Genomic DNA, 4,682 nt, shown 5'->3' with positions numbered 1-4,682 from the left:
GGAGGAGGCCCTGGGCCGCTACCTGGGCTGGTCGATTCACCGGCACAGCAGCTGATTTCGACATCCTCTCGTGTTACTGCCCCCTTACTCCGACAAGGCCCGCGGTAGCCGTCCGAAGCCCGGCGTGGCCTGCCCGATGGCTCCGTGTCCCCGAGCTCCCGCTCGAGCAGCACCGCCTCCGCCAGCCATCGGGCCGGCACCGCGGTCGCCGCAGGCGGTCTTCCTGCTGTCTACCATACCGGGAGGGGGCTTTTAACGAACTGCTGAACCACCCGACGGAAAACGCAGAGCCGGGAAGGAATGTCCGATCACATGGCGAAAGGTTTCACAACTGCGCCGGGAGCAAAACGGTGTTTTAGTAGCCAAAACGCAGCCATCCAGGAGACCGGCTCCTGGCCCGGGCAGCAGGGCGTAGCGAAGCGCCACAAGAGAAGCGGAGCGGAAACCTCTACCTGCGGCCGGTGGTACCGGCGGATCGGCCCCGCACCACCGGCCGCAGGCCCGGATCGGGGGATCGCCGTTGGGCAAGCTGCCCTCCCCTGATGTCGCAAGCCACGACGCCGGCCGCCAGAAACAGGAAGCGCCGGATATCTATACCATTGCCAGCGTGGACAAGGCGGTCCGGTTGCTGGCGCAACTGGCCTGCTGGCCCGATCCCGGCGCGGCCGGGATCAGCGAACTGGCACGGGAACTGCGCCTCCCCAAGAACCAGATCTTCCGCCTCCTGAAGACCCTGGAACGCCACCACCTGGTGCGTCAGGAGCCGGAAACCTCCCGATACCGCCTGGGCCCTGGCCTCCTCTTCCTGGCCCACGGCGCCCGAGAGCGCATGAGCCTGGTCAGGGCGGCGGCCCCTGTCCTCGACGAGCTGGCTCTCGCCACCGGCGAGTCCATACACCTTGTCGAGCGCCACGGGTTGGAAGCAGTGGTGGTCGATCTGCGCGAGAGCCTGCAGCCCGTCCGCCTGACGGCCCGGCTCGGCGGGCGTTATCCCCTGCACGCGGGAGCTTCCCCACAGGCCATTCTGGCCTTCCTGCCGCCGGCCTGGCAGGAGCGCGTGCTCTCGCAGCTGCCCGGGTATCCCTGTTACACCCCCCGCACCGTAATGGACCCGGGCGAACTGCGCGGCATCCTTGCCCGTGTACGCGAGCGAGGTTACGCCGTGAGCGACGAAGACGTCGATCCCGGGGCGCGCGCCGTTGGCGCGGCGATCTTCGACCCCGCGGGGCTCCCTCGCGGGGCGGTCAGCATCGCTGGCCCGGCGTTCCGGCTCCCGATGAGCGTGATCGAACGTTACGGCGCCCTGGTGCGGCGTGCCGCCGCGGACATCTCGGTCCGGATGGGCGCTCTGCCTCCCGGGACGCGGCCCAGCCTCCCCGGGCAACCGGGACGCCGGATCCACGGCCCGTCCCGGTCTTCGGAAGTGGAGCGCCCTGTCCATGAACAGAACAGGAGGGAGTCAGTATGACCAGGGTTCTTCTCCGTCGTGGGCAGCAGGCCGCGCGCATCGGCCTGCGGGCGGCGGTGGCGCTGACCATTGTCCTGGCGTTTGCCGCCTCCGGACAGGCAGGAACGGCCATGAAAAACCCGGACGTCCTGTTGTGGGGGGTGTACTTCGAGCCCTCGACCCTCGACCCCCACACGACCACCGAACTCGCCGCGATCTGGCTCGCCGACAACATGTATGATACGCTGGTGCGTTACCGCGCCGCGACGCGGGACGGCCGGCTCGTCGGTACGGCCGACATCGGACCTTCCCTCGCGGAGTCGTGGGACATTTCGGCCGACGGCCTTACCTACACGTTCCACCTCAGGCGGGGCGCCCGCTTTCACGACGGGTCCGAGGTGACGGCCGAAGCGGTGCGGTACTCGCTTGCCAGGGTCCTGCGCCTCAACTTCGCGCCTGCCAGCACGCTCAAAGATTACCTGGCGCCGGATGGCATCCGGGCGCTGGACCGCTACACCGTGCAGATGCGCCTGAAGCGGCCGAGCCCCTTCTTCCTGCACCTCCTGGCCAACACCGCCACGGGCGCCATCGTCAACCCTGCCCGTGTCGAGGCCAACGGCGGGATTCAGGACGGCCAGATCAACGAGTGGATGCGGCGCCATGAGGCCGGTTCCGGGCCGTTTGCCTTCGGGGAGTGGGTGCCCGGTGAGCGGTACGAGCTGGTCGCGTTCAAGGATTACTGGGGTGGCGCTCCGAAGCTGGACAAGGTGGTCTTCCGGGTCATCAACGACTTCTCGACCCAGTTCTTGCTGCTGCAGCGCGGAGAACTGGACATCGTGTACCGGCTGCCGCCCGAGATGGTCAGCCGCGCGGTAACCAACCCCGAGCTTGCGGTCACGCGGGAGGCCGGAGTCGGCCTGCACACGCTGTACCTCAACAACAAGGTGAAGCCGTTCGACGACCCCCGGGTGCGCCAGGCCGTCATGTATGCCATCAACGCCGACGAGATCAACCAGGCGGCCGCCTTCGGCTTCGCCACCGTGGCGCGCTCCTGCCTGCCGAGCGCCATCGAGGGATTCAACCCGCAACTCTGGCCGTACCGCGAGGACCTCGGCAAGGCCCGGGCTCTGCTGGCCGAAGCCGGCTACGCCGGAGGCTTCACCACGGAGCTTTACTACAACTCGGGCAACACCGAACGGGAGCAGACCGCGGTTGCGCTCCAGGCCCAGCTGGCCAGGGTGGGCGTCAACGTCCAGATCCGCTCCATCGCGTGGCCCACCTACGTGAGCTACTTCCAGGAAGGCAAGATGCCGATGTTCATCCTCAGCAGCGTGAGCATGCCCATCGCGGACGTCTTCGTGCGAAACACGTACCACTCCGCGAGCGCCGGGCGCGGCAACTACGCGTTCTTCAGCGACCCGGCGCTGGACGGGCTCATCGATCGGCTGCCAGCCACCTTCCAGCCCGCCGACCGGAAGGTGTTGCTCGACCAGATCCAGGCGCGCTGCGCCGAGCAGATGCCGAGCCCGCCGATTTACGAAGTGACGCAGTTTTACGTGCTGCGCAAATGGGTGAAGGACTGGGTGCTGTACCCATCGGGGCAGTGGTTTTTCAGCACGGTGTACAAGGCGGCACCGTGAGCGGATGCGGTGGCGGCGATGGGGTTTTGGCGCTACGCGGCGAGCCGGGCGCTTTCGATGATACCCGTACTCCTTGGCGTGTCGCTGGCCACCTTCGCCCTCATGCACGCGGTGCCGGGCGACCCCGTGCGCGTCTTCCTGGGAGAGGCCTCGACGGCCGGCCCGGAGGCCGTTGAGGCCCTCCGGGCGCAGTGGGGGCTCGACCGCCCGGTGTACGTGCAGTACCTGTACTATCTCTGGAACGCGCTGCACGGTGACCTCGGGCGCTCCATCCATACCGGCCGCCCGGTCCTCCAGGACCTCGTGGCACGCTTCCCGGCCAGCGTCGAACTCGCGCTGGCCGGCTTTGCCATCGCGCTGCTTGCCGGTATCCCGCTCGGGGCCCTGGCAGGAGCGCGGCCCAACTCGTGGATGGATCACGCAAGCCGGGTCGGCTCCCTGACGTTTTTGTCGATGCCCGGCTTCTGGTTCGGGCTCATCGTCATCTACGTCGGGTTTTACCTGCTCGGCTTGCTGCCTGAGCCTTCGGGGCGGCTTGGGCTGCTCGAGGCGCCCCCTCCCCGTGTCACCGGCCTGTTCACCGTCGACAGCCTGCTCCACGGCGACTTCGCGACCTTTCGGGCTGCTCTGAGCCACCTGCTGGCGCCCGCCGCGGTGCTGTCGCTGCCCACGTTCGGGCTCGTCGTGCGTATGCTTCGAGCGAGCGTCGTGGAGGTTTTGCGGTCGGATTACGTGCGCACCGCCCGGGCGAAGGGAGTTGCGCCCCGGCGGGTGCTGTTCAAGCACGTGCTGAAGAACGCCCTGAGCCCGACCGTCACGGTGCTGGGCGTGCAACTGGGCTCCCTGCTGGGTGGCAACGTGCTGGTCGAAACGGTCTTCGCCTGGCCCGGGATGGGCCTGTACTTCGTCAACTCCATCCAGCTGCTGGACTATGCGCCGGTGACGGGCGCGACCCTTGTCTTCGCTTCCTTGCTGGTGCTTGTCAACTTCCTCGTGGATGTGAGCTACGCGTGGCTCGATCCGACGGTTCGGTACAGTTGAGCCCGGCCGCGAGCGCAACGCCAACCGCCGGCGGGGTGAACGGGCCGAGCGCCGCTGCGGCGCGGTGGGGGCGCGTGTGGAGGGTGCTGTTGGGCAACCCCACGGCCGCAGCGGGCACCGTCCTTGTGGCGGTGTGGGTCGCTTCCGCCGTTTTGGGGCCGTGGCTTGCGCCGTTCGACCCGTACCGGGTGTCGCTGGCCGACCGGTTCCTGCCGCCCGGCACGCCCGGGCATCCGCTCGGCACTGACCACTATGGGCGGGACATCCTGAGCCGGCTTTTGGTCGGGGCCGGGCTCGACCTGCTGATCGCTGTTGTGGCCGTAGCCGGCGCCGTGGGGGGCGGGCTGCCCATCGGGCTGGCCGCGGGGTACTTCGGGGGGCGGCTTGACAACGTATTGATGCGCGGCATGGACGTGTTGCTCGCCTTCCCCAACCTGGTGCTGGCCATGGCGCTGGCAGCCGTCCTCGGGCCCGGCCTCTGGAACGCCATCTTCGCCCTCAGCCTGGCCGGGGTGGCGGGGTATGCCCGCATCGTGCGGGGCCTGGCCCTTTCC

At 68.3% G+C, this 4,682-nt stretch carries 4 protein-coding genes; all 4 read left to right on the top strand.

Annotation, left to right across the window (positions count from 1 at the left end; genetic code table 11):
- Window positions 1-520: 520 nt before the first annotated feature.
- Entirely contained in the window at window positions 521-1,468 is a 948-nt protein-coding gene (locus AB1609_15960) for an IclR family transcriptional regulator (protein ID MEW6047948.1), read from the top strand.
- The gene (locus tag AB1609_15955) at window positions 1,465-3,087 is read left to right on the top strand and encodes an ABC transporter substrate-binding protein (GenBank protein ID MEW6047947.1); all 1,623 of its coding nucleotides are present in this window, start codon (window positions 1,465-1,467) and stop codon (window positions 3,085-3,087) included. The genes AB1609_15960 and AB1609_15955 overlap by 4 nt, the downstream gene beginning before the upstream one ends.
- Before the next feature lie 18 nt (window positions 3,088-3,105).
- On the top strand, window positions 3,106-4,128 hold the full coding sequence (locus AB1609_15950; protein ID MEW6047946.1) for an ABC transporter permease: 1,023 nt from the start codon (window positions 3,106-3,108) through the stop codon (window positions 4,126-4,128).
- 35 nt (window positions 4,129-4,163) lie between these two features.
- Window positions 4,164-4,682, top strand: a 519-nt coding sequence (locus AB1609_15945; protein MEW6047945.1) for an ABC transporter permease, incomplete at its 3' end; no start/stop codon positions are given.

The sequence above is a fragment of the Bacillota bacterium genome (assembly GCA_040754675.1).
Lineage (GTDB): Bacteria > Bacillota > Limnochordia > Limnochordales > Geochordaceae > Geochorda.
Note: the sequence above shows the minus strand (reverse complement) of the source record. Positions and strands in the feature narration are given on the sequence as shown.